The organism is Ferruginibacter paludis (genome assembly GCF_030409685.1).
Taxonomy (GTDB): Bacteria; Bacteroidota; Bacteroidia; order Chitinophagales; family Chitinophagaceae; genus Ferruginibacter; species Ferruginibacter paludis.
Map to the genome: position 1 here is coordinate 52,427 of NZ_JAUFQJ010000013.1, position 25,283 is coordinate 77,709.

23 protein-coding genes are annotated in these 25,283 nt (G+C 39.8%); 8 read left to right on the forward strand and 15 right to left on the reverse strand.

Going from position 1 to position 25,283, the window contains the following annotated elements; translation table 11 throughout:
- Positions 1-3: 3 nt before the first annotated feature.
- The 8 genes from gatA to pheT form a co-directional block, all read right to left on the reverse strand.
- Positions 4-1,455, reverse strand: a complete 1,452-nt coding sequence (gatA, locus tag QWZ08_RS18635) for an Asp-tRNA(Asn)/Glu-tRNA(Gln) amidotransferase subunit GatA (RefSeq protein WP_290339037.1) — start codon at positions 1,453-1,455, stop codon at positions 4-6.
- A gap of 118 nt (positions 1,456-1,573) precedes the next feature.
- The gene (locus QWZ08_RS18640; RefSeq protein WP_290339038.1) at positions 1,574-1,864 is read right to left on the reverse strand and encodes a Sec-independent protein translocase subunit TatA/TatB; all 291 of its coding nucleotides are present in this window, start codon (positions 1,862-1,864) and stop codon (positions 1,574-1,576) included.
- An 88-nt stretch (positions 1,865-1,952) separates the two neighbouring features.
- Positions 1,953-2,081, reverse strand: coding sequence for a hypothetical protein (locus QWZ08_RS18645; RefSeq protein WP_290339039.1), 129 nt, complete (start codon positions 2,079-2,081; stop codon positions 1,953-1,955).
- 175 nt (positions 2,082-2,256) lie between these two features.
- A complete protein-coding gene (rplS, locus tag QWZ08_RS18650; protein ID WP_290339040.1) occupies positions 2,257-2,625 on the reverse strand; it encodes a 50S ribosomal protein L19 in 369 nt (122 codons plus the stop codon).
- A gap of 182 nt (positions 2,626-2,807) precedes the next feature.
- A complete protein-coding gene (rny, locus tag QWZ08_RS18655; protein WP_290339041.1) occupies positions 2,808-4,373 on the reverse strand; it encodes a ribonuclease Y in 1,566 nt (521 codons plus the stop codon).
- A 138-nt stretch (positions 4,374-4,511) separates the two neighbouring features.
- Positions 4,512-4,793, reverse strand: coding sequence for a cell division protein ZapA (locus tag QWZ08_RS18660; RefSeq protein WP_290339042.1), 282 nt, complete (start codon positions 4,791-4,793; stop codon positions 4,512-4,514).
- A 3-nt stretch (positions 4,794-4,796) separates the two neighbouring features.
- The gene (locus tag QWZ08_RS18665) at positions 4,797-5,084 is read right to left on the reverse strand and encodes a hypothetical protein (protein ID WP_290339043.1); all 288 of its coding nucleotides are present in this window, start codon (positions 5,082-5,084) and stop codon (positions 4,797-4,799) included.
- A 52-nt stretch (positions 5,085-5,136) separates the two neighbouring features.
- Entirely contained in the window at positions 5,137-7,563 is a 2,427-nt protein-coding gene (gene pheT, locus QWZ08_RS18670) for a phenylalanine--tRNA ligase subunit beta (RefSeq protein ID WP_290339044.1), read from the reverse strand.
- 492 nt (positions 7,564-8,055) lie between these two features.
- Between pheT and dnaB the strand changes: the two genes are divergently transcribed.
- A complete protein-coding gene (gene dnaB / locus QWZ08_RS18675) occupies positions 8,056-9,618 on the forward strand; it encodes a replicative DNA helicase (RefSeq protein ID WP_290339045.1) in 1,563 nt (520 codons plus the stop codon).
- A 72-nt stretch (positions 9,619-9,690) separates the two neighbouring features.
- Positions 9,691-10,398, forward strand: coding sequence for a 16S rRNA (uracil(1498)-N(3))-methyltransferase (locus QWZ08_RS18680; RefSeq protein WP_290339046.1), 708 nt, complete (start codon positions 9,691-9,693; stop codon positions 10,396-10,398).
- Positions 10,399-10,401: 3 nt separating this feature from the next.
- Here the strand turns inward: QWZ08_RS18680 and QWZ08_RS18685 are convergent, their stop codons facing one another.
- Complete coding sequence (locus QWZ08_RS18685; protein ID WP_290339047.1) at positions 10,402-11,199, reverse strand: TerC family protein; 798 nt, start codon at positions 11,197-11,199, stop codon at positions 10,402-10,404.
- A gap of 16 nt (positions 11,200-11,215) precedes the next feature.
- Positions 11,216-12,262 (reverse strand): quinone-dependent dihydroorotate dehydrogenase, encoded by a 1,047-nt coding sequence (locus QWZ08_RS18690; protein WP_290339048.1) that lies wholly within the window; start codon positions 12,260-12,262, stop codon positions 11,216-11,218.
- Between the two features lie 162 nt (positions 12,263-12,424).
- On the opposite strand from QWZ08_RS18690, the gene QWZ08_RS18695 reads away from it, so the two are divergent.
- The 4 genes from QWZ08_RS18695 to QWZ08_RS18710 all read left to right on the forward strand — a co-directional run bounded on the left by QWZ08_RS18695 (position 12,425) and on the right by QWZ08_RS18710 (position 17,903).
- Positions 12,425-13,603, forward strand: a complete 1,179-nt coding sequence (locus QWZ08_RS18695) for a thiolase family protein (RefSeq protein WP_290339049.1) — start codon at positions 12,425-12,427, stop codon at positions 13,601-13,603.
- A gap of 131 nt (positions 13,604-13,734) precedes the next feature.
- Complete coding sequence (locus tag QWZ08_RS18700; RefSeq protein ID WP_290339050.1) at positions 13,735-16,149, forward strand: TonB-dependent receptor; 2,415 nt, start codon at positions 13,735-13,737, stop codon at positions 16,147-16,149.
- Between the two features lie 195 nt (positions 16,150-16,344).
- Positions 16,345-16,977 carry a phosphatase PAP2 family protein gene (locus QWZ08_RS18705; protein WP_290339051.1) on the forward strand — a complete coding sequence of 211 codons (633 nt, stop codon included), beginning with the start codon at positions 16,345-16,347 and terminating at the stop codon, positions 16,975-16,977.
- The gene (locus QWZ08_RS18710) at positions 16,974-17,903 is read left to right on the forward strand and encodes a phosphatase PAP2 family protein (RefSeq protein ID WP_290339052.1); all 930 of its coding nucleotides are present in this window, start codon (positions 16,974-16,976) and stop codon (positions 17,901-17,903) included. Before QWZ08_RS18705 ends, QWZ08_RS18710 begins: the two co-directional genes overlap by 4 nt.
- Before the next feature lie 11 nt (positions 17,904-17,914).
- Here QWZ08_RS18710 and QWZ08_RS18715 read toward each other — a convergent pair whose 3' ends face one another.
- The 3 genes from QWZ08_RS18715 to QWZ08_RS18725 form a co-directional block, all read right to left on the reverse strand.
- Positions 17,915-18,781 carry a UbiA family prenyltransferase gene (locus QWZ08_RS18715; protein ID WP_290339053.1) on the reverse strand — a complete coding sequence of 289 codons (867 nt, stop codon included), beginning with the start codon at positions 18,779-18,781 and terminating at the stop codon, positions 17,915-17,917.
- A gap of 82 nt (positions 18,782-18,863) precedes the next feature.
- Positions 18,864-19,307 (reverse strand): DUF983 domain-containing protein, encoded by a 444-nt coding sequence (locus QWZ08_RS18720; protein WP_290339054.1) that lies wholly within the window; start codon positions 19,305-19,307, stop codon positions 18,864-18,866.
- 92 nt (positions 19,308-19,399) lie between these two features.
- Positions 19,400-21,202: an ABC transporter ATP-binding protein gene (locus QWZ08_RS18725; protein ID WP_290339055.1), complete on the reverse strand. Its 1,803-nt coding sequence runs from the start codon at positions 21,200-21,202 to the stop codon at positions 19,400-19,402.
- A gap of 195 nt (positions 21,203-21,397) precedes the next feature.
- Here QWZ08_RS18725 and QWZ08_RS18730 point away from each other — a divergent pair, with 195 nt between their 5' ends.
- Positions 21,398-22,279: a glycosyltransferase family protein gene (locus tag QWZ08_RS18730; protein WP_290339056.1), complete on the forward strand. Its 882-nt coding sequence runs from the start codon at positions 21,398-21,400 to the stop codon at positions 22,277-22,279.
- 8 nt (positions 22,280-22,287) lie between these two features.
- Here QWZ08_RS18730 and QWZ08_RS18735 read toward each other — a convergent pair whose 3' ends face one another.
- A complete protein-coding gene (locus QWZ08_RS18735; protein ID WP_290339057.1) occupies positions 22,288-23,172 on the reverse strand; it encodes a glycosyltransferase family protein in 885 nt (294 codons plus the stop codon).
- A gap of 81 nt (positions 23,173-23,253) precedes the next feature.
- Positions 23,254-24,174, reverse strand: coding sequence for a glycosyltransferase family 2 protein (locus QWZ08_RS18740; protein WP_290339058.1), 921 nt, complete (start codon positions 24,172-24,174; stop codon positions 23,254-23,256).
- 135 nt (positions 24,175-24,309) lie between these two features.
- Here QWZ08_RS18740 and QWZ08_RS18745 point away from each other — a divergent pair, with 135 nt between their 5' ends.
- Positions 24,310-25,281, forward strand: coding sequence for a glycosyltransferase family 2 protein (locus QWZ08_RS18745; RefSeq protein WP_290339059.1), 972 nt, complete (start codon positions 24,310-24,312; stop codon positions 25,279-25,281).
- The last annotated feature ends 2 nt before the right edge of the window (positions 25,282-25,283 follow it).

A 25,283-nucleotide genomic window follows, 5' to 3' on the forward strand; every position in this document is an offset into this window, starting at 1 on the left:
TAACTAAACACTTTTAAACTGTTGCAGCAACATAGCTGATAATTGCAGCAAAGTTACTTCATCCATTTTATTTGTGAGCACCTGCAAGCCGAAGGGCATACCGTTGCCATGTTTATATATCGGAATGGAGATAGCCGGTAACCCGGTCAGGTTAGCGAATACCGTATAAATATCTGCCAGGTACATCGCGATAGGATCATCGCTTTTTTCACCAATTGTAAATGCAGTAGTAGGTGCTGTCGGAAGAATAATCGCGTCATAATTGTTGAAAATAGCAGTTGTACGGTCTGCAAGCATACGCCTCACCTGCTGTGCCTTGGTAAAATATGCATCAAAATAGCCGGCGCTCAAAACAAAAGTTCCCAGCAGGATCCTTCGTTGCACTTCTTTGCCGAAGCCTTCACTGCGGCTGCGCTTGTAGAAATCCGTCAAATCTTCCACCGCTTCTTTAGTGCGGTGACCGAAACGCACACCATCAAACCTATTAAGATTGCTGCTGGCTTCTGCCGTTGTTAAAACGTAATAGGCTGGTACAATATATTCCAGTAAATCAAAATCAACCGCTTCAACGGTATGACCAGCATTCTTTAACTCTTGTATTGTAGAAAAAATGCTGGTGCTGATTTCCTGGTCGAGTGAAGGATGTTGTAACGCTTCATTAAAATAAGCTATGCGGTATTTTCTATCCGCCGCCCCGTTATTTTTGAAATCAATTGAATTCTCTTTTACTGTCAAAGGCTGCGTAATTGCTGTACTGTCGTAGTCATCTGCTCCTGAAATAACTTTCAAAGCTATGGCCACATCTTCTACAGAATTGCCAAAAATACCTATTTGATCAAAGGAAGAAGCATACGCAATCAATCCATAACGGGATATCCTGCCATACGTGGGTTTAAGACCAACTATGCCGCAGAAATCTGCAGGCTGGCGTACAGAGCCGCCTGTATCACTGCCCAGGCTAATCATGCACATACCTGCCTGCACTGCCACTGCGCTGCCTCCGGATGAACCTCCAGGGACTTTAGATTCGTCCAACGCATTCAGTACATTTCCGTAAGCAGAATTTTCGTTTGTACTCCCCATTGCAAATTCGTCGCAATTGCAGTTGCCAATTATGATGGCCTCTTCGTCCAATAATTTCTGAATGGCGGTGGCATTATAAACGGAAGTAAACCCTTCCAGAATTTTCGATGCGGCGGTCACCCTGTGATTTTTATAACAAATCACGTCTTTAATAGCGATGACTACCCCATGTAAACGGCCCATCTTGGCACCTTCAGTTCTTGCAGCATCCAGCAATGCCGCTTTTTCCAGTGCTTCTTCAGCAAAGATTTCTGTAAAAGCGTTGAGGTGTTTTTTAGTGTCAATTTTTTGCAGATAATTATTAACAGCTGTTACACAGGTAGTGCGGCCAGTTAGTAGTTGTTGTTGATATTCCTTAATAGAAGTAAACAAAAAGAAAGGTTTGATGGATATGTATAAAAGAGGCTGAAGTGTTTTTATACTGCCCGCTATCCGACTTTGGATACATGACAGCAAAATCACTTCAGCCGTAGTTATGTAATACTAAAAATTATTTTGCTATATTCTGAGCCTGGGCTTCCTGGGCTCTTTTTTGTTCCAGCTGTTGCTTCAATTCCCTGATTTCAGAATCCTTATCCTTTTCTTTCATGCCTTCCTCTATTTCATTTTTTACACTTGCCTTGGCATCATTGAAATCTCTTACACCTTTGCCGATGCCTTTCATTAATTCAGGAATTTTTTTTCCGCCAAATAGTAATACAACTGCCAGCAAAATAAAGATCCATTCAGATCCGCCCGGCATCCCAATCAAAAAAACAGCATTTAAACTTGATAGTAGCATGATATTAAATTTAGTCAACAAAGATAAAAGAAATATCTTCTTGAGCAGTTTTTTGATTGTTAATAATCAAATTTTTTAACGTTGATAATTATCTGAGATACCTGCCGCATTTTGCTTTGCCATTGGCGGCTTCATAATTGGTAATACCTCTCGAACAGGAAATAAAATAAATGGCAGCAAAAAAAATCAGGAAAGACGTGATTAACTTCCTCATCATTTTCAGTTTATTAAGTTGAGAAAAAAGGTTGTTAATCAGGGGTAAAGCATTTAACGGTAAGGATTCCATATCAATTTCCAATAATCATTCTATAAAATTCAATTAGGCAGTATACCAACTAAAAAGGCGAAAATCATCCAACTGATTTTCGCCTTTTAATATATTTAAACGCTTATTATTTTTTCTTAAGGGCAACAGCCATTCTTTTTTCCTGGATACGTGCACTTTTACCGCTTCTTTCTCTAAGGTAAAACAATTTAGCACGGCGTACTTTACCAACTTTATTTAACACTATACTTTCAATATTGGGAGAATAGAAAGGAAATAAACGTTCAACACCCACACCATCACTCATTTTACGAACAGTGAAAGTTGCCGTTGCACCAACCCCCTGGCGTTTAATCACATCGCCTTTAAAGCTCTGGATACGTTCTTTACTGCCTTCAACAATTTTATAGTTAACAGTGATGTTATCACCGGCTTTAAAAGCAGGAAGTGTTGGTTTTGCTGTTAGTTGTTCGTGTACAAAAGAAACTGCGTTCATAATCATTATTTTTAACGGACGGCAAAGGTAGGGGTTTAATTGATAATTGTAAAATGAATAACAGATATTTTTTTAATTCTACTTATATTTTTTAAAACTGCCTTGCTAGTTGAAGAAACAAGTTTAAAATTGGCCTGGCAATAAAAAGCCGCAGCTTTCGGACTGCGGCTTCTTTACAAAATTTACCTGGCAATATTTACTGCTCGTTTTTCCCTTATCACGGTTACTTTAATTTGCCCCGGAAATGTCATCTCTGTTTGAATCTTCTGCGCAATTTCAAAGCTTAATTTATCACTATCGCCATCACTTACTTTGTCCGCTTCTACAATTACCCTTAATTCTCTGCCGGCCTGAATTGCGTATGCTTTTTCAACGCCCTGGTAAGCCTGCGCCAAATTTTCAAGGTCTTTAATACGCTGAATGTATTGTTGCATGATTTCCCTTCTTGCACCGGGACGGGCGCCACTGATGGCATCGCAAGCCTGTACAATAGGAGAAATTACATATTGCATTTCCATTTCATCATGGTGAGCGCCGATTGCATTTACCACGGCTGGATTTTCGCCATATTTTTCAGCAAGTTTTGCACCCAATAATGCATGGCTTAATTCTGTTTCTTCATCTGGTACCTTACCAATATCATGTAACAATCCGGCACGTTTTGCCAATTTTGGATTCATACCTAACTCAGCGGCCATGATAGAGCATAAGTTAGCCGTTTCGCGACTGTGCATCAGCAAGTTTTGTCCGTAGGAAGAGCGGAAGCGCATGCGGCCCACCATCCTCACCAACTCCTTGTGAAGACCGTGAACACCGAGCTCCATGGCAGTGCGTTCCCCTATTTCCATTACCTGGTCATCCAGTTGTTTTTTAGTTTTTTCTACCACTTCCTCAATACGGGCAGGGTGAATACGGCCATCAGCTACAAGGCGCTGTAACGACAAACGGGCGATTTCTCTTCTCAATGGGTCAAAGGAAGACAATACAATAGCCTCGGGCGTGTCATCTACAATGAGATCTACACCAGTCGCGGCTTCGATCGCCCTGATGTTACGTCCCTCACGGCCAATAATAGAACCTTTTATTTCATCACTTTCTAGATTAAATACAGTGATGGAGTTTTCAATTGCCTGTTCTGCAGCCGTACGTTGAATGGTTTGAATTACAATTTTGCGTGCTTCTTTATTGGCTTTTAATTTAGCCTCTTCAATTATTTCCTGCTGAATTACCAGTGCTTTGGTTTGTGCTTCCTGTCTAAGGCTATCAATTAACTGTGCTTTTGCATCTTCTGCAGAAAGACCTGCTACTTTTTCAAGACGGCGAATATGCTCTTCCTGGTGTTTTTCAAGTTCGCTTCTTTTTGTATTAACTACTTCAATCTGCCGGTTAAGGGTTTCTTTAATGGCTTCGTTTTCTTTTACCTGTTTATCCAGGTTGGCTTCTTTCTGGTTAATGCCTTGCTCTTTCTGTTTGATGCGATTTTCTGAATCCAGAATTTTTTGATTGCGCTGCATCACGTCCTTGTCATGTGCAGCCTTCATTTGCACAAATTTTTCTTTGGCGTCCAGTTCTTTTTCCTTTTTTAAATTTTCGGCTCTTAATTCTGCTTCTTTTAAAATAAGTTTTGCCTGCTGCTCAGCTTCTTCTACTTGTTTTTTTGTGTTTTTGGCAAATACAATTTTGCCCAGTACAACGCCTATAACAAGGGCTGCTGCACCAATGATGATGGAAAGTATGTTTGATTCCATTGATAATTTTTTGTTTTTAAACGGTTCACAATCTTGTATACACTTCTAACCCCATAATTACAGGGTACGCAGATAGTTGGCGAAGATAATGATTTTTTGGAGAGTTGGGAGCGCCTAATAAGTGTTTATTAAAGTAATTTACAATGCTTTATCAATGGCTAACTCCATTTTTTGTAAAGCTTCACTTACTTCTTTTTCCAGCACAGGATTAGCATCTGCATTTGCGAGGGTGGCGTACCAGATCATTACCATAGCAATGTAATCCTGCATGTCTTTTCCGCCAAACTGGGTTTTAAACTCAACTATTTTATCGTTGACAGTTTTTAACGTACGCCGGATTACCTCCTCATCTTTAGGAAGAGTTTTAATGCGATAGGTTCTGTCACCTATAACTATGTTGATCGGGATTAGTTCTGACATATGCTACTCGCTTAACAGTCCAATACATTTATCAATTTCTTTAATGTATTGGTTGATTTGTTTTTCAAAAACCTTTTTATCGGGCTCTTCCATTTGTCCTGCAGCCGATTTTAAAATACTGACCTGCTGCATTAACTGGTGTATTTTTTCAGTATCCTGCTGGTGTGTTGCTTGCAGGGTCTCCACGGATAGTCTTAATTTCTCATTTTCTTTTTGCAACACATAATACTGTTTCAGCAGCTGCTGAATTTTATTATATACCCGGTTAATATGTTCTTCTACTGCTGCCATAGAGGATGCTAAAATTGTAACATTTTCATGCCAGTTTATTTAAAAGATAGCATTATTTCCTAATCTCTGCCTGCAAATCCTTTTGGTAACAGTCAATGATTCTTCCCATCATGCCATCAATATCCTTATCTGTCATGGTTTTTTCTTCATCAGAAAAAGTGAAGCTGATGGCCATGGATTTTTTGTTCTGCCCTAATTTTTCACTTTCAAATACATCGAATAAGTTAACGGATGTTAATTTACTCAGCTTAGCGGCTATGGTGGCTTTTTCTACCTGCTCATATTTAAGCGCTTTATCCACTACAATCGAAAGGTCTCTTTGTACCGACGGAAATTTTGGAATATCCGCAAAAGCTATTTTCAGGTTTTTGTTTAGTGTGATTACTTTATCCCAATCAATATCAGCGTATAACACAGGTTGCTTAATATCAAAACGTTCCAGCACTTTTTTATTAACTGACCCGATAGTTGCTACCACCTCATTTTTGATAAGAGCTTTTACACAGCTATCCAGTTTATCATCGGCTTCGGTTTTGTAAGCCGCTATGGATAAACCAAGCAATACCATGATTTTTTCACAGATGCCTTTTGCAAAATAAAAATCGGCCTTGTCGCCTTTTGCTTTCCAGCTGTCTTCATTTCGTTTACCTGTAATATAAATACTAATGTGTTGTTGTTCTGTATATTTCCCGACACCATCCGTACCATAGGTTTTACCAAATTCAAAAAACTGGAGGTTGCTGTTGCGGCGGTTTAAATTATAGGCAACGCTTTCCAGGCCCGTTTCCATCATTTGCGGGCGCATTACATTTAAATCCGCACTCAGGCTGTTAATCATTTTTACAGTTGATTCCAGCACTGCTTCACTGTAGTAGGCCGCATTTGTTATACTGTTGGTAAAAATTTCATTGAAGCCGGCTCCTGTAAGCCAGGCAGCAGTTTTTTCTTTGTAAGCAGCTTCCTGCGCAAGGGTTTCAACTGCAGGCGACATGCTGATGACGGCTGGTATCTCCACATTGTCTAGCCCGTCTATCCGCATAATTTCCTCCACAATATCTGCCGGGATATGAATATCCGGTTTACTAAACGGAACAGCCACCCTGATATCATCTAACCCCTCTTTAATGATTTCAAACCCAAGCCCGGCTAAAATATTTTTGATGGTATCGCCATGATAATTTTTACCACTTAATTTTTTTAAGTAATGATATTTGATGGCAACTTCTGTTTTGTTTTTTGGATCCGGGTATACATCAATTATATCAGATGCTATTTTGCCACCGGCGATTTCCTTTATCAATAAAGCCGCCCTTCTTAGTACGTTTACCGTGTTGCTGATATCGACTCCTTTTTCAAAGCGTGTTGCAGCATCCGTACGCAAGCCATGCCTGAAAGAAGTTTTGCGAATGGTGATGGGATTAAACCAGGCACTTTCCAAAAAAATATTTTTTGTACCGGCGCTCACCCCGCTATGTGCACCTCCATATACGCCTGCTATACACATGCCTTCTGTTTCATTACAGATCATTAAATCTTCCGCTGACAATTTTCTTTCTTTATCATCCAACGTTATAAACGGACTGCCTTCGGGTAAATTTTTTACAATTATCTTATTGCCTTTAATCATGTCGGCATCAAAAGCATGCAGCGGCTGGCCTGTTTCATGCAAAATAAAGTTAGTGATGTCCACTATATTATTAATGGGCCTCAAACCGATGCTTTTTAATTTTTGCTGCAACCATTTTGGGCTTTCAGCAATGGTAACTCCCTGCAGGCAAACCCCGGCATAGCGTTCACACGCAGTTTTGTTTTCAATACTTACTTCAATTGAAGCTCCCTGGTGGTCTGGTTTAAAATTAGTTTTAAAGGGCGATTTTACATGCGTATCTTTTTTATTATGGTGCAGCAACCAGGCGCAGACATCCCTCGCTACGCCCAGGTGACTCATAGCATCCATGCGGTTTGGCGTAAGGCCTATTTCAAAGATAATATCGTTATAGGTACCAAAATAAGCAGCTGCGGGAATACCGGTTTTGGTGGCGGGCGGCAAAATCAAAATACCTGCGTGATTATCGCTCAATCCAATTTCATCTTCTGCACAAATCATCCCGAAGCTCTCGATGCCGCGGATCTTTGCTTTTTTCATAGTCATAGGCTCACCCGTAAACGGATAAATAGTTGCTCCAACCGTAGCTACTATTACTTTTTGCCCTACTGCTACATTGGGTGCGCCGCATACAATCTGCAATGGCTCGCCTGCTCCTATGTCAACTTTGGTAAGACTTAATTTATCCGCATCCGGATGTTTCACGCATTCCAGCACCTCGCCAGTTACCAAACCTTCAAGGCCGCCTTTCAACTCTTCGTATTTTTCCATGCTTTCCACTTCCAACCCAATAGAAGTAAGAATTTTACTTAACTTTTCCGCTTCTATTTTTTCCGGAAGATATTCGCTCAGCCAATTGTAACTTATGGTCATCGATAAATGATTGTTTTATTTGAGACCGCAAAGATAGCCATTGACGGTTAAGGACAAAAACAAGCAGCAAATAGCTTCGAAAACCTTGTAGTAAAAAAACTACTGATTCGGTTTCAATAAAACAAGTGAAAAAAAAATGCCTGCCGGTGAAGAAAAATAAAAGGGCTGTCTGCGGCGTGTTAATAAATTGTTACGCATTGCGGCTGTGTTTGATTTTACCCTGTTAATAAACCTGTGCATAAGCCGTGAATAAGCTATTTTTGCCTGTGGATTTGCGGTGGAAAATCAATATAAAAAGTTGATGACATCATAATGTGGATAACGGTAAGAAATTTGACTTTACCTTAGCCGCCCTGCAATAATTTTCGGGGATCAGAACAGAAAATTAGGAAAGGGAAATAATACTTGCAGCGGACACAACATTCCCGTGACAAGAGTTAGTTCAGCAAGCCAGATGATAAATTTTTAATCTTACCAACCAACAAAAAAGAAATGGAATTTACTAACCTTAATAAAGATAGAAAGACAAGAAGGAAGCCTTCGCTCGACCTTGGCAACATGGTTTTTGGAAAAGTGCCGCCCCAGTCGAAAGACCTGGAGGAAGCAGTTCTGGGAGCCATCATGCTGGAGAAAAGCGCATTTGATACGGTGATTGAAATATTGAAAGCTGAGTGTTTCTACGTAGAAGCCAATCAGCGGATTTTTAAATCGATGATCTCCCTGGCACAAAAGAGTATGCCGATTGATTTGCTGACAGTGGTAGAAGAACTGAAATTTAAGGAAGAACTTGACCTCGTAGGTGGGCCGTATTATGTTTCTAAATTAACCAACTCAGTAGTTTCTTCAGCTAATATTGAGGCGCATTCCAGGATAATTTTGCAGAAATTTATTCAAAGGGAGCTGATCCGCATCAGCGGAGAAATAATCGGCGATGCATATGAAGACAGCACGGATGTTTTTGATTTACTGGATGATGCCGAAAGCAAATTGTTTGAAATAACCAACAGCCATTTGCGCAAAAATTTTGATGACATCAATACCGTTTTGGTAAAAACCATTCAACGCATTGAAGATATGCGTAACAGAGACGAAGATCTTACCGGCGTGCCAAGCGGATTCCCTTCGCTGGATAAACTAACCTATGGCTGGCAGCCAACCGATCTGATTGTACTTGCGGCAAGGCCATCAGTTGGTAAAACTGCTTTTGCCCTCAACCTTTGCCGGACTGCGGCATTGCATCCTACCAAACCCACCACCGTTGCCTTTTTTAGTTTGGAAATGAGTGCCGGCCAGCTGGTACAACGTATTTTAAGTGCTGAAAGTGAAATATGGCTGGAAAAAATTAACCGGGGTAAACTGGAAGAGCATGAAATGAAGCAGTTGTATAAAAAGGGAATCGAAAGATTAAGCAACGCACCCATCTTTATCGACGACACGGCAGCTCTAAATATTTTTGAATTAAGGGCCAAATGCAGACGGCTTAAAAATAAAAATAACCTCGGCCTGATAATTATAGATTACCTGCAGCTGATGAGCGGTGGTGGCAGCAATAAAAATGGCAACCGTGAGCAGGAGATCAGCAGCATTTCAAGGGATTTAAAAGGATTGGCAAAAGAATTACAGGTGCCGATTATTGCACTGAGCCAGTTAAGTCGTGAAGTGGAAAAAAGAAAAGAAGGTGCGAAAATTCCGCAGCTAAGTGATTTGCGTGAATCGGGCGCTATTGAGCAGGATGCGGACATGGTAATGTTTTTATACCGCCCGGAATACTATGATATAACTGCCAATGAACATGGTGAAAGTAACAAGGGAGAAACCTATGTAAAGATTGCAAAACACAGAAATGGTAGCCTTGATACCGTGAAATTGAGAGCCTTGCTGCATATACAAAAGTTTGTGGAAGACACAGATGGTGGAGATGATTTTGGTGGTGGAATACCCGGCGGCAATTTCAGGCCGGTAAAAACAGATGATGATGGTGGAGGTGCAAAACTATATATACAGAAAGGCAGCAAAATGAATGATGGCGCATTTGATGACGAAGCTCCCTTCTAATGTAGATTTTTTGATGATAAGAGACAATAACATAAGTCAATAGGATAAAATATAGTAACCCCGTCTTTGAAAATGGCACTTCCTTTTTTTTATACCGATTCAATTAAAACTGGTGCGATTCAGTTTGTTTTAGGCGAAGAAACATCCAAACATGCGATACAGGTTTTGCGGATGCAAGCAGGGGAACAATTACTGTTGACAGATGGGAAAGGGCATTTATTTACAACGGAGATAATTGACGATAACAGGAAGAAATGTGTAGTAAACGTGCTGTCTGAATCTGTGCAGACTGAACCCGTAAAAAAAATCACCATTGCTATTTCACTTGTAAAAAACAGTACACGGTTTGAATGGTTTTTGGAGAAAGCCACAGAAATAGGCATCGCTGAAATTGTTCCTTTAATCTGCAGCCGCACAGAAAAGCAACACTTCAGGCACGACCGGATGAAGAATATCCTGATCAGTGCTATGTTGCAATCGCAGCAAACCTGGCTGCCCAAATTAAATGAACCGACTCCTTTTGCTGAAGCTGTTCATCATCCCGCCCAACAAAAATATATAGCCCATTGTGAAGAGGAAACTTTGAAACAACAACTTGTTCAAACGTTATCAGCTGCCGCAACGAAAAGCATTATATTAATTGGTCCTGAAGGAGATTTTACAAAAGATGAAATCGCAGCTGCAATAGAAAATCACTTTATACCAGTGGCATTGGGCAACACAAGGCTAAGAACGGAAACTGCCGGCGTTGTAGCAGCTACAATACTTTGTAATTGTTAGTTTTCAACTTGCCTGGTCCGATTCATTCCGCTGTGTTAACTTAGGCTCATTTAATTCCACCACACGTCTTTTCTTCTGTCTTTTCACCATAGAAATATTCAGTATTTCTACTAAAAAGGAAAATGCCATTCCAAAATAAATGTAGTTTTTCAAATGCAATTCTTCTGATTTAGCCGCATCCCAGCCTTCGATTACCAGCGATAATCCAATCATCACCAAAAAAGAAAGGGCAAGCATTTTAATGGAAGGATGTTTATGAATAAAAGCAGAAATTTTTGGGCTGAATAAAAACATAACAAACATGGCAATCACTACAGCCGCAATCATTATTTCAACGTGGTCAGCTGTACCTCCGGCGGTAATGATGCTGTCAAATGAAAACACCATATCAATCAACATGATTTGAGCGACCGCTTTGCCAAGCGTTAGTGGTGGTTTATTTTGTGCTTCATAACTGTCATCTTCGCCTTCCAGTTTATGGTGAATTTCCATTACCGTTTTGTAGATTAAGAAGATACCACCAGCAAGCATTACAAGGCTTGCCAAATCAAAACCTTTGTTAAAAACAGTAAATACAGGCTTGCCTTTTTGTGTGAGTAACCAACCCAGCGCCATCAATAATAAACTGCGTGTAATGATGCCCGTTATCATCCAAAACCGCCGGGCGGTTTTTTCTTTTTCCTGCGGCAAACGGTTAATAATAATGCTAACGAATATTACATTGTCTATGCCCAGCACAATTTCTAAAATAACCAAAACGAAAAAGCTGATAATACTTTCCGATGTAAATAAATAGTCCATAATTGAATTTAATGCCTTACTGCAAAGTTTTACAAATGTTGCTTACAATTTTCGGTCCTTCATAAATGAAGCCGGTCCAGACCTGCACCAGTGCGGCGCCCGCAGCCAGTTTTTCTTTTGCATCAGCGCCGGTGAAAATGCCGCCACTTGCAATAATGGGTATTTGCCCTTTAGTTTTTTCATGAAGATAAGTAACCAGTTGCGTACTGCGTTGTTTTAACGGCAGCCCGCTTAAACCACCGGCACCAATCGTATCCAAAACGCGTTTTGATGTAACCAGATCCGAGCGGTCAATGGTAGTATTAGCTGCGACCAAACCATCCAGCTTTATATCCATCGCCAACGCAATTACATCATCCACCTGATTGGAATTTAAATCAGGTGCTATTTTTAATAAGATAGGTTTCGGGTTTTTTGTCAGAGCATTCAACCGCTGCAGGTTTTGCAAAATTTTTGCGAGTGCATCCTTTTCCTGTAATTCCCGCAGGCCGGGCGTATTAGGGCTGCTTACATTTACCACAAAATAGTCAACATGATCATGCAAGGCAGTAAAGCAAATTTCATAATCTTTCCAGGCATCTTCATTAGGCGTTATTTTATTTTTTCCAATGTTACCGCCAATGATCAACCTTGGGGAAGCGTTTTTTTGTCTTTTCGACCACTCCTGCAACCTCTCAGCTATTACTTTTACTCCATCATTATTAAAACCCATCCGGTTGATCAAAGCTTTGTCTTTTGGCAAACGGAACAATCTTGGTTTATCATTGCCGGCCTGGGGCAGTGGCGTTACTGTGCCTATTTCAACGAAGCCAAAACCCAATGCTTCCAGTTCCGCGAGGTACAATGCATTTTTGTCGAAGCCGGCACCCAGGCCAACAGGGTTTTTAAAAGAAAGTTTTCCAAGCTGAAACTGTTGGTCTGCGAATGGCGGTGGGGTAAAAGTTTTGGCAATGATCTTCTTTATAAACCCAATTTTGCAAAGCGATTTAAAAACATGCATCGCGAAATAATGCACCTTTTCAGCATCAAATAGAAATAAAAAAGAGCGCAGTAATTTGTACATATTGCGCAAAAGTAGGGCAGCGTTTTCAATTTTTCGTTTTCGTATAGAAATTATAACTTTGGTATATAAAGTTGCATAAACAACTATTTTCCTTCTTACCTGAAGGAGTTAAAGAATGCAGCCATATTGAACCATCTTTTAAAGCAGGACAAAATCCACATCATGCAGGAAGCGTATATAATAGCAGGTTACAGAACAGCCATAACAAAAAGCAAAAAAGGCGGGTTTCGGTTTACACGGCCGGATGATCTTGCCATTGACGTTATAAAAGGATTGCTGGCAAGTGTGCCGCAACTGGATGTTAAAAGGGTAGACGATGTAATTGTGGGTAATGCGGTACCGGAGGCGGAGCAAGGCTTACAGGTTGGCAGAATGATTTCTGCAAAAGCGGTAGGCATTCATGCGCCTGGTATAACCATTAACCGCTATTGCGCAAGTGGACTTGAAAGTATTGCGATGGCAACTGCGAAGATACGAACAGGCATGGCGGAATGTATCATCGCTGGCGGTGTTGAAAGTATGAGTATGGTGCCCACGGCAGGCTGGAAAACTTCACCTTCTTTTACCATTGCATCGGAGGAACCTGATTATTATTTAAGCATGGGTTTAACAGCAGAGGCCGTGGCTAAGGAATACAATGTTAGTCGCGAAGATCAGGATATGTTCAGTTACAACAGCCATTTAAAAGCAGGGAATGCTATAAAAAATGGTTTCTTTAAATCGGGTATTCTGCCGGTTAATGTGCCTGAAATTTACCTGGATGCAAAAGGAAAAAAGCAACAGAGAAATTTTACGGTGGATACGGATGAAGGCGTACGTGCAGATACTACGCCCGAAGGACTGGCAAAATTAAAACCTGCCTTTGCTGCTGGTGGTTGTGTTACCGCGGGCAATTCTTCCCAAACCAGCGACGGTGCTGCATTTGTTATCGTAATGAGTGAAAGAATGATCAATGAATTGGGATTAAAGCCAATTGCCCGTTTGGTGAATTGTGCCAGTGCCGGCGTACATCCACGCATAATGGGTATTGGTCCTGTTGAAGCCATCCCGAAAGTATTACGGCAGGCTGGTATGAGCTTAAACGATATTGATTTAATTGAATTGAATGAAGCATTCGCCTCACAATCGCTGGCTGTAATTCGTCAGCTGGAACTGGAACCGGAAAAAGTGAATATCAATGGCGGAGCAATCGCATTGGGACATCCGCTGGGATGTACAGGTTGTAAATTGACCATTCAATTGTTTAACGATATGAAACGCCTGAATAAAAAATATGGCATTGTATCTGCCTGTGTTGGCGGAGGTCAGGGCATTGCAGGTATTATAGAAAATATTGAGTAGATGTTTTTATAATGTTATTCACTGACGAAAGTTCCGGCCTTAAGCTGGAACTTTTTAAATTGTGGGAGAATGATGTAAAACTGTTGCTCAGAAATGCCTTATATTTGCAACGTTGTTACAATAAATACAGTATGAAGTTATTTTCCCCCGTTTTAATAATCGCTTTTTTGTTTTGTTTTGGTACTTTATATGCAGGCGCCGGTAAAACTGCATTTGATCTGAAAGGTACATTTTATGGAAAAGTAACTGACGTCGTTACCAAAGCGCCCATCCGGGGCGCCTCTGTTTATTTTACAGATGTAAAAGTGGGGACTTCAACTGATGCCGCAGGAAATTTTGTGTTTAAAAATTTGCCTGAAGGAAGGCATTTAATTGAGGTGTCGCATGTGGGATATACCTCGGTGATAGAATATGTAGACATCTCTTCTGACACAAAAAAAGATTATGCGCTCAGCGAATCCATCGTAGAAAACAATGCGGTAATTGTAACAGGAGTGGGTACATCTACCCAGTCAAAAAAAACACCGTTCCAGGTATCCGTAATGCATAAAGAAGAGCTGGCTCAGAGTTCATCTACCAATATTATTGAAGCACTGGCTAAGAAGCCGGGCGTATCAACTTTGTCAACCGGCCCTTCGGTTTCAAAGCCTGTTATCCGTGGTTTAAGTTATAACCGTGTCCTGACTATTAACGATGGGGTACGACAGGAAGGGCAGCAATGGGGAGATGAGCATGGAATTGAGATTGATGAAGCCAGTGTAAGCAGGGTAGAAATTTTGCGTGGGCCAGCCTCTTTAATTTATGGCAGCGATGCCACAGCTGGTGTAATCAATATCATCACCAATGTGCCTGTTGAAAATAACAGTATCAAGGCCAATCTTTTTTCCAATTATCAAACCAATAATAAATCACGCTCCTTCAATGGAAATGTCGCCGGCAATATAAAAGGTATTAACTGGAATTTATATGGCTCTAACGTCACAGCTGCTGATTATCAAAATAAATATGATGGCCGGGTTTTCAATTCCAAATTTAACGAGAAAAATTTTGGAGGTTACGCAGGATACAACGGCGGATGGGGTTACAGTCATTTACTGTTTAGCAATTTTAATTTAAAAACAGGATTAGTAGAAGGAGAGCGGGACAGCACAGGGTTTTTTGTTAAGCCAGTTGCCGGAGGTGGACAAGCAGTAGCGACAACAACAGACTTCAACAGTACTTCGCCTGAAATTCCTTATCAGCACATCCGCCATTTTAAAATAGCAACCGATAATAATTTTAAACTGGGCAAGAATCGGCTGTTAATCAATGTTGGTTTTCAGCATAACCAGCGGGAAGAATTTGGCAATGTGGATGATCCTGCTGAGAAGGCTTTGTATTTTGATCTGAAAACAATTACCTACACGGTACGGTTGAACCTGGCTGATATGAATGGGTGGAAAACATCCTTCGGTATTAACGGAATGCGGCAGCAAAATACCAATAAAGGGCTTGAGCAACTGATACCTGATTATAATTTATTCGACATCGGCGGATATGTGTATACGCAAAAAACAATTAAAAAAGTTACCCTTAGTGGTGGTGTACGATATGATACAAGAAACCTGAATGTGAAAGAGTTAATGGATGGAAACACAGCTAAAGGAGCAGCCTTCAAAAAATCATTTGGCAATTATTCGGGCAGTATTGGCACGGCCATACAATTAACGGATCAGTTAAATTTAAAAATTAACGCCGCACGTGGCTTCAGAGCTCCGAGTATTCCGGAGCTTGCAAGTAATGGCTCTCACGAAGGCACCATACGATATGAGTATGGCGATGTAAATTTGAAAAGTGAGATCAGTGCACAATTTGATGCCGGTCTGGAACTGAATACCAGGCACATTTCCTTCAGCCTGTCAGGCTTTTACAATAATTTCAGCAATTTTATTTTATATAGAAAATTACAGGCTGCAGGTGGTGGCGACAGCACGTTGAACGTTGGCGGGGCTGATTTGACCGCTTTTAAATTCGATCAGCAAAAAGCAACGTTAAGTGGCCTGGAAGTTACAATGGATATTCATCCGCATCCGCTGGATTGGCTGCATATTGAAAACACTTTTTCGTATGTATCAGGCCGGTTGAAGGATCCCGTTGAAGGTGCCAAATATTTGCCCTTTATACCTGCTCCGAGGCTGATTACAGAAGTGAGAGGAAACTTTAAAAAAATAAGCAACACCGTGCATGATTTTTATGTAAAAATAGAAGCTGATAATACGTTCGCACAAAACAAAATCTTTTTTGCCTACAATACAGAAACTGCCACCCCGGGGTATACTATTTTAAATGCCGGCGTTGGCGCTGACTTTGTAAATAAAAACGGTACCGAACTTTTTAGTCTTAACATTAGCGGAAACAACCTGGGCAATGTTGCTTACCAAAATCATTTAAGCAGACTAAAATATGCGCCTGAAAACCTGGCTACCGGCAGAATTGGTGTGTTTAATATGGGCCGTAATTTCAGCATCAAACTGAACATTCCGTTCAGTTATAAAATAAGTCAGTAATTACAGTTGCTATTCTGGCTTCCAGGCAGACAGTTTTTATGCTACCTTATAATTAAAGAGGTTTGCAACCTTTGTTGTAGAATCCTACCAATGCTTGCAGAATTAGAATAACCATCTGATAACAATTGTTATTTATTTTTTTTGCCGAAACCCAACGATAGCAATTATCTTGCAATCTTCACAAATAAAATATCCATGGTTTTACACAAAAAAATTACCCTTGTTTTTACCAGCTATCTTTTATGTATTACGATGGCTTTTGCCCAGAATTTCGACATTGATCTGCTAAAAAAAATCAACCTCCACGAAAGTACTTTTAAGAATAATTATTTTAAGGCTACTGCACAAAGCGTGTTTGTTTTCAACATTGCAGCACCTGCAGGCGTGTTTGCAGCGGGTTTAATCAATCATGATAAAAAAATGCAGAAAGATGCTGTTTATATGGCCGGAGGTTTTTTAGCTTCGGCAATTATTACGCAGGGAATGAAAAGAATTATCCAGCGAGACCGACCCTTTATTACTTACAACTACATTATAAAAAGAGACGCTGGGGGAGGTTATTCCATGCCATCGGGGCACACTACTGCCGCGTTTTGTACGGCAACTTCTTTAAGTTTGCTTTTTCCAAAATGGTACGTAATTGCGCCTTGTTATTTGTATGCCGCTTCTGTAGGTTATGCTAGGATGTACCAGGGTGTTCATTATCCTACGGATGTACTGGTAGGGGCCATTGTGGGAAGCGGGACTGCGTGGCTCGCTTATAAAGCTGAAAAATGGATGACTAAGAAACATACTGATCACAAAACAACTGCTACAGTTTCGTTATGATAAAAAAGTGCATTATACTCCTCCTTATTACAAGTCCCTTTGCTACTTATGCGTTAAATGCATCAGACAGTCTGCCTGCGGTAAACAGTATCGCTCCCCTGCCGAAGCAAAGAATTTATCTTGAAAAAAATGGCGATTCATTCATTTGTAACAAACCTAAAACATTTGATTTTTTAAGCCATATTCCGGGCGATGCTGTTGGGTATGCAAAGCACTCTTTTCAAAAGCAAAATTTATACAAAGTAGGAATTGTAGCTGCTTCTTCCGCGTTGCTTATTATTTTTGATCAACAGATCACCAATGGGGTGCAGCGCTTTGCCAGTCGTAATGGCATCAGTGCCAGCGAAGATTTTGATCCTATTGTCAGGGTTAAGTTATTCGGAAAAAATACCAACCTGGGTAAGATGCCCAGGAATGTAAACACAGCTTTTTATAATTTGGGGCAGGGCTCTTCTGTAGTGTTAATGGCTGCAGGATTTTTGGTGGCTGGTAAAATTAAAAATGATAACCGGGCATTGCAAACTGCCAGCCAGTTGGGCGAATCTTTTTTAACGCTTGGCGCAGGCACCCAGCTTATGAAGTATGCAACCGGCCGGGAAAATCCTTCTGCAGCAAGTATACCGGGCGGCAGGTGGCGGCCCTTTCCAAGACTAAGTGATTTTCAAAATGATAAAACAAAATTTGATGCATTCCCTTCGGGGCACCTGGCCACTTTTGTAAGTGCAATTACTATTATCTCTGAAAATTACCCTTTTGTAAAATGGATAAAGCCGGTTGGTTATACTATATCTGGATTGTTAAGTTTTGCGATGATGAACAACGGTGTACACTGGGCAGGCGATTTCCCGCTGGGCTTTGCATTGGGTTACGGTTTCGGCAAATTCATCACCAAAAAAAATCATATCAAGGTTGTGACAGCCCTTTAGGTTGAACTATTTTAAAACATGCTTCGCAAATAAAACATCCCCAACACCAGCGCACCCTGAAGCAAAAGGGTGCCATCCAAAATGCCATAGTGATAAAAGAAATTAGATTGAAGTTTCTTATTATTTAAAAACAAAAAAGTAGTGGCTGCAGAAAGGGAGAGAGGATATATAAGCCAGTTTGTGCCTGTAAATTTGTAATGCTGAACGATTACTACGAGGAACAAAAACAATAAGACGTTGGCTAAGATTAACGCCGGGGTTTTACCGATTAATAGCGGAATGGTTTTTAAGCCCTGCCTGGCATCAGCCTTCATATCCCTTATATCAAAAGGTATTGTAATGGCAAATACAAAAAGAAATCGTTCCGCCATCATCAGTAAAACATGTTCTTTGGAATACATTGTGGAACCCCGCATCACCGGTAATAAGATAGTTGTTGCTGCCCACACAAATGAAATTAAGAATATTTTTAAACAGGGAATTTCTCTTAGCCGGAAAAGACTTTTTTTGTTTTTATATACCGGCACAGAATAAAAAAATGTTATCAGTGCAATTGGGGCAAGTGTGATCAACACTTTTATATCTGCATAAAAAACAGCCCATAAAAATCCAATTACGGAAGATGCTACGAGTATATAAAAAAGAACCAGATTTTTCCTCACCCAACGGTGCTTTACAGAATTCAATGCCTCTTTGTTGGTAAGTACGGTAATGAGCCGGTGGAGATTATAATCAAAAAGTGTAGAAAAAAAAATCAATACTAGATAGGGGTGAAATTGAGGCCGCATTCCAAGCTGTACCTGTGTTTCAAGCGTAAGCACCACTGCGGCAAGCGCAATAAAAATATTGGTATTGATCAGGAAATAAAACAGCCTCAATGTGTATGATTGTTGAATTGCAAGTTACACTATTTGATAAACTACTTCTGCGCCTTAACAATCAGATTGCGATAAAGATCCATTACAATTTATGATCAAATTCAAATGGCTTTGATTGCTGGTAGTTTTCATCATAACTCACAAAAAAATATAAATAGATAACGCGGCTCAGGCGCATGAGCCAAGGCTGTATAACAACCAATAAAATTCCATTTAGGCCTAGCCAGTAAAAAATCCGGTTATCTTCTGTTGATACGCCTATCAGTACCAGCCAGGCTACGAAAGTAGCAACGGAAAGGGCTACTGCGAGGGCGTAGCTAACATAACCAGTACCAAACCAAAACCCCGGTTCCAGGTCAAATTTTTGTCCACATTCGGGGCATGTCTCGGGCATATCCAGTATATAGTCGAGCTTTATTTTTTTAAAAGGATTTTTATGTGTAAACATTTCACCCCTGCGACACCTGGGGCAACGCATACCAAGAATACTCAAGAGATACCCGGGTTTCGGTCTTTTATTTTCCATGGCTGCAAAGTTAATTAAAAACTACCAAGCCGGTCTGTAAACAAAGCATATACAATCAATAACGATAGTCAGCACTTATTGATAAAGAAACTTTATTGCAATTGCATCTTTTTTCTTTCCCCTATTTGCTGACGCCACATGGCATAATACAACCCTTTTTCTGTAAGCAAATTTTCGTGCGTACCTGTTTCTACAACATCCCCTTTTTCCAGTACATAAATTCTGTCGGCGTGCATGATGGTACTTAAACGGTGGGCTATTAAGATTGAGATTTGTTCTTTGGCAGAAGAAATTTCTTTAATGGTATTGGTAATTTCTTCTTCGGTCAAAGAGTCAAGCGCAGAAGTGGCTTCATCAAAAATCAGTAGGTGTGGTTTTCTTAACAATGCCCGCGCAATGGACAGACGTTGTTTTTCACCACCTGATAATTTTAACCCGCCTTCACCAATCATGGTATCAAGGCCTTTTTCAGCCCGCATGATTAAATTGGTGCAACTTGCTTTTTGTAACACATCATTCAAATCGTTGTCGGTAGCATTTGGATTTACAAACAACAGGTTTTCCTTAATAGTACCGCTGAAGAGGTTGGTATCCTGCGTTACAAAACCTATCTGTTTTCTCAGGTCATCAAAATTGATTTTGGTTTCATCCAATCCATTGTATTCAATCCTTCCTTCCTGCGGCCGGTACAAACCAACCAGCAATTTCATTAAGGTCGATTTACCACTGCCACTTGGTCCTACAAATGCAATCGTTTCGCCCACCTTCACATCGAAAGTAATTTTATCAATTGCTTTGTGACTGACAGTATTGTATTTAAAACTTACACCTTTAAAAGCCAGTTCATTGATTGTACCGAGTGGCTTGGGGTTAATTGCCGTGGGCTCCGGTGCCTTATTCATCAGCATATGAAAGTTATTTAAAGAGGCTTCAGCTTCCCGGTAGGAAAGAATGATAGTTCCAATTTCCTGCAGTGGACCGAATATAAAGAAGGAGTAAAAAGTAAGTGTTATCACCTCACCTGCTGTTAACTTATCCTGGAAAACCAGCCACAATAAAGTAAACATAATTAACTGGCGAAGAAAGTTTACAAACGTGCCCTGGATAAAACTGAGCGTGCGGATGCTTTTTACTTTACGCAGTTCGAGACCAAGGATTTTATACGTGTTTTTATTTAACCGGTCTATCTCCTGGTTGGTTAATCCAAGGCTTTTTACCAGTTCAATATTTCTTAAAGATTCAGTGGTAGAGCCTGCCAATACGGTCGTTTCCTTTACAATGTTCTTTTGAATGATTTTTATTTTTTTACTCAGCAAACTGGTAAGCAATGCCAGCACGATCATTCCGCCAAGATAGATGGGCATAATAGACCAATGTAATCTTACTGCATACACAGATACGAATATGATACCCACCAGCATACCAAACAACACATTGATAAACGAAATAATAAATTTCTCAGTATCCGACCTTACTTTTGAAAGGATAGACAAGGTCTCGCCGCTCCGTTGTTCCTCAAATTCCTGGTAAGGCAGTTTCATGGAATGCTGCAACCCGTCAGTAAAAATTTTTGCGCCGAATTTCTGCACGATCACATTGCCAAAATAATCCTGGAAAGCCTTGGCAATTCTGGATACCATGGCCACACTGATTAAAATACCAAGCATGCCCAGAACACCCCACACAAATTCTCCCTGGCTTCTGATTCCGCTTGAGTGAAACACTTTTTTTGCATCATAATCACCCGTTTCTTTTGGATGTGCAGCATATTGATCGATCAGTTTCCCAAAAAAGAATGGATCAAGCATGGAGAAAATCTGGTTGATGGCTGCCAGTAAAAGCGCCAATGCAATCAGCCATTTATAAGGCTTTAAATAAGTAAGTAATATTTTCATGTATTGTATTGAAGCGTAAAATTGTATCGAAAAGTTTCAATGTGTCAAATATCGTACAAGTTCGGTAAAAATGACAAGATAACAGGCGGGCAAAATATAACAGCAACCATTTTTAATGTAAACCAATTTTTGTTTGGACCGTAATCATCTTCTGTCAGAATAATTTCGGTTCTTTGAATTTGATAACTCACAAACATGAAAATTACAGGCGTTACCATTATTAAAAATGCGGTGAAAAATGATTACCCGGTAGTGGAGGCCATTACTTCTGTTCTACCCATGGTAGACGAAATGATTGTGAGCATTGATAAAGGCAACGATGGAACAGATGAGTTGATAAAAAGTATTGCTTCTGATAAAATAAGAATAGTTTACTCAACCTGGGATATGGCATTGAAGCAGGGCGGGCGTGTATATGCAATAGAAACGGATAAAGCTATCGCCCAGGTTTCGGCCGACACTGACTGGATATTCTATATACAGGCGGATGAAGTGATTCATGAAAAATATCACCCGGTAATTACAGCTGCTGCAGAAAAATATGCTGACAATAAAAAAGTGCAGGGGTTGCTGTTTAAATACCTTCATTTTTATGCCACCTACGATTACGTTGGCGACAGCAGAAAGTGGTATAATTATGAAATCAGGATGATTAAAAATGACCGGCGAATTACATCTTATAAAGATGCGCAGGGATTTAGAATGGGTGATAAAAAACTGGACGTGGTTTTAATTGATGCGGAAGTGTATCATTACGGCTGGGTAAAGGAACCACATAAGATGCTGCAAAAACAAAAAAATACTGACCAGTATTATCTTAAAAAAGCCGATGAAAGCCATATGGCTATAAAAAGTTCTGAGGTATACGATTTTGAAAAAAATTATGATTCTCTGCGAAAGTTTACAGGCAGTCATCCTTCGGTAATGCTTCAGCGCATCAAAAGGAAAAACTGGCAGATAGAATTGGATATCAGCAAAAAGAAGTTTTCACTAAAACAAAAGTTATTGTTCTGGTTTGAGAAGAAGACAGGCAAGCGATTGTTTGATTTTAAAAATTACCGACGAGTAAAAGGATAAAATTTATTTTAACGACCCGGCCCGGCATTCTGCATATCATCAATTTGCCCCATGTTGTTTTGTTTATAGTCATTGTACCCCAGGCGAACATATTTCCAAATCTGCCAGATATTTCTGCTATAAAAAAAAGCTATTTTTAGCCGGGTATTCAGGTCAGCTCTAAGCTGCCCAACATGCGGTAAATTTTGGTTTTCAAATTTTTTAATCAGGTAAAAAGTATTTCTTACCATGTAATAATACCGTACAGGTGAATGTATTACCTTTTTCTTTTTAACAAGAAAAAGTGATTTGATTGAAGCATTGTATACGGTATTACCCAGGTTATGTAAAAGTAAAATATTGTTGTATTGGATCGTTTTGTATCCCGCAGCTATTACCCGTATGCAATAATCGTGATCTACTAAATCAATAAACAGTGCTTCATCGAACGAACCAATTTTTTTAAAGGTTTGCAAGTTTAACAAGGAGCCGGAAGTTATCAGCCGGATATTTTCTTCATACCGGCAGGTTGGTGATGGGCCGGAATTGTCCCGTTCATATGCCAAACCAAACATCGCAACGGTATCCATTGCCGTACACTGGTTTGCACAACCCAGGTATTTTATAAAATCACCTTCCGAAAAACTTGAATCCTGGTCCATTGTCAGCAGCCAGTCAAAGCCATCCGTGATGGCCAGGCTACAGGCCTCATTCAACCTTTTGGAAAGGCCCATGTTTACTCCATCCTGGTAATATTCAATTTTGGTAAGACTTTGCAATTCATCTCTGAAGTTATTTCCGGTTTCGGTATTATCGAAAACATAGAGTTTTTGTACGTAATTGTAGTAGGTATGAATATTGGCTAAGCAAGACTTATCAGGATGATATAAAATAATAGCCGCAGCAATTTTCATGAATATAAATTTTATCTGATATAAGCTGCAGCAGGTGCTTGTTTCCGCATTTGTGAAGGCAGTAAAAGCATCGTCACTAATTTACATTTCTTTTTCAGCCCTCGATCTTTTCCTGATTTCATTTAACTGACTCAATTCACTTTTTTTTGAAAACCTGTAAATATCTTTTTTGTTCCTGATTAAAAACCAGAACAAAGGCCAGGTAAAACTGCCCTTTTTTTTCTGGAGATGTAAATTATAAAATTGTTTGTAGAATAATTTTTGTTTTTCTAATTCATTATTTTTAAGCAATTCAAGCCCTTGTAATTCCTTTATGAATTGCCCATGTCTTGTGTTAAAGCTTCTTGAACCGGCTACTTTTTCAATGTAACTTGGGGTGATATTTTTAGTATGTTGCCGGTATAACGTTAGCTTTTCATCCAAATATTTTATGCCATTTAGGTTTGAAGCTTGAACGGCAATCCACCAGTCATGAAAATGTTCTTCGGGTATTGGTAAGGCCAAATTCAATAACTCCCTTGTGGCCATCATGGAATGCCCGGATACCGCATTGTCAACACTAAAGCCTTTTGAATCCATTACATCCTGTAACTTCCTGAAGTCAGATAAATTTTTATTGAGGGAATTGCCTTTAGCATCAACCAGTTTGCTGTCACTATAAACCAATGAATAACTACCAATTGAATTAAATAATCTCTCTACCTTCCTTGGCAGCCAGTAATCATCCTGGTCTGAAAAACAAATAAAACGGCCATTGGACAAAGCAGCGGCGACCCCAATATTTCTCTGTAAGCCTACATTTTTTTCATTGAAATTGATAGTGATTTTTGGATTGCTGGTGTATTTTTTTAAAATATTGCTGGTTTTATCTGTTGATGCGTCATCTGAAATGATGATTTCAATATTAGGGTATGTTTGGTGCAACAGAGATTGTATCTGTTCTTCCAGATAATCCGCACCGTTATATGTGCATAAGAGTATAGATATTAACGGATGGTTCATTAAGAGTATTGTTTATTACTGTTTTGTTAAAAGGTTCAAAGAAACATCACCCTACTATTATTATTTTTGCAATAGCAGTTGCGTTTTAGCTAATCCAATGTAGCAGCCAGGCAATCTAAGTAAATATAATTTATCGTGAATATCAATCAATCTGAGACTCAAAATCATGTCAATTCGGAATTCCCACTCGTTTCGATTGTAATGGCTACTTACAATGGAAATAAATACCTAGCCCAGCAAATGGAGTCAATCGTTGCTCAATCTTATCCGAATATTGAAGTTATTATTGTTGACGATCGAAGCACCGACGACACCGTTGAAATTCTACAACGTTTTCAGCAACAATATTCATTCCTAAAAATAATCCGGAATGAAGTTAATCTTGGCTACATTAAAAATTTTGAAAAAGGCTGTTTGCTGGCAAACGGTGAATTGATTGCTTTGTGCGACCAGGATGATTACTGGCATAGCGATAAAATAAAAAACATGCAGGCTGCCATCGGTAATTATCCGCTCATCTACTGCGACTCCATTTTATGCGACGAGCACCTTAAGCCGCTCGGAGTAAACATATCTGACCGGGTAAACTCTATTGATTTTAATAGCTGTTTGCAGCAGGTTGTATTTTGCAGGATTTACGGTCATGCTACACTGATGACTAAATTTTTTCTTCAGCAGGCGGTGCCATTTTTAGAAGTTATACCACACGACTGGTGGTTGTGCTATAGGGCAACATTTTATGGCGGAATAAAATACTTACCAGAACAACTGGTCAGCTACCGGCAGCACGCAGCTAATATTTTTGGAGTGGTAGGCAGCAAAAGCCGCAAGCATAACAAAATTAATAAGGCGGAAAGAAACAGGCTTGAAATGAGCCGCATCCGTACCAGGATGAATGCTTTTTACAATGCCTGCCCGGATGCGCTGGTTAAAGAAAAAGCAGTGTTGAAAAAACTGGTAAAAACTTACCAGAATTTTTCCCTGGTCAATAATTTTCAACGGATGATGCTGTTTTTCAAATACCAGGATCAATTCCTGGCGTCAAAAAAACGTTCTGCAATCAGGCGTTATTTGTTTTGCCTCAAGATGTTCGTGATAATAAAATAACA